The sequence below is a fragment of the Oleiphilus sp. HI0066 genome (assembly GCF_001635725.1).
This window is the reverse complement of sequence record NZ_LWFH01000164.1, coordinates 1-1,074: the sequence shown is the minus strand read 5'-3', so window position 1 is coordinate 1,074 and position 1,074 is coordinate 1. Positions and strand designations below refer to the sequence as shown.

Genomic DNA, 1,074 nt, shown 5'->3' with positions numbered 1-1,074 from the left:
TTATAAAGCCGACGGTCCGGTTCTTGAAGCGTTAACTAACGAAGGCAAGTTAGTTCTTAGCAAAAAGTTCTCGCACAGCTACCCGCATTGCTGGCGTACAAAAACGCCACTAATCTTCCGTGCAACGCCTCAGTGGTTTGTGAGCATGACGGAAAATGGCTTGAAAGATAAAGCGCTAGAAGCTGTGAAAGGCGTTAAATGGGTGCCATCTTGGGGTCAAAATCGTATTGAAGCGATGCTTGAGCAAAGCCCTGATTGGTGTATCTCACGTCAGCGTACTTGGGGTGTTCCGATTGCCTTGTTCGTGCACAAAGAAACTCAAGAACTTCATCCAAAAACGTCAGAGCTGATTGAACAAGTGGCTCAGCGTGTCGAAGGCACTGGCATGGATGCATGGTTCGATTTAGATGCTTCAGAGCTACTTGGCGATGATGCAGACAACTGGAACAAAGTAACCGATACCTTAGATGTATGGTTCGACTCTGGTGTGACACATGCAGCGGTACTTGAACAGCGCGCAGAGCTTGGTCAATACCCGGCAGATCTTTACTTAGAAGGTTCGGATCAGCACCGTGGTTGGTTCCAGTCATCTTTGAAAACTGGTATTGCGATCAAGGGTGAAGCGCCATACAAGCAAGTGCTTACACATGGCTTTACCGTGGATGGTGAAGGCCGCAAGATGTCTAAGTCCATTGGTAACGTGGTTTCGCCGCAAGAAGTGATGAACAAGCTTGGTGCAGATATCCTACGTTTGTGGGTTGCTGCGACGGACTACAGCGGTGACATGACGGTATCGGATGAAATCCTCAAGCGTACAGCAGATTCATATCGCCGTATTCGTAATACCGCGCGATTCTTGTTAAGTAATATCAATGGTTTTGATCCAAAAGCGGACTTAGTACCGAATGATCAAATGATTGCACTAGATCGTTGGGCTGTAGATCAGGCACTTCAACTGCAAGCAGAGCTTCAAGAAGCGTATGACAACTACAACTTCTTAGGCGTGTTCCAGAAGTTGGTTCAGTTCTGTGTTGGTGAGTTGGGTGGTTTCTACTTAGATATCATCAAAGACCG

1 protein-coding gene is annotated in these 1,074 nt (G+C 47.0%); it reads left to right on the top strand.

Features of this window, described 5'->3' with window-relative positions; translation table 11 throughout:
- A partial coding sequence (locus A3738_RS02785) for a class I tRNA ligase family protein (protein WP_156503902.1) occupies positions 1 to 1,074 on the top strand: 1,074 nt, incomplete at both ends.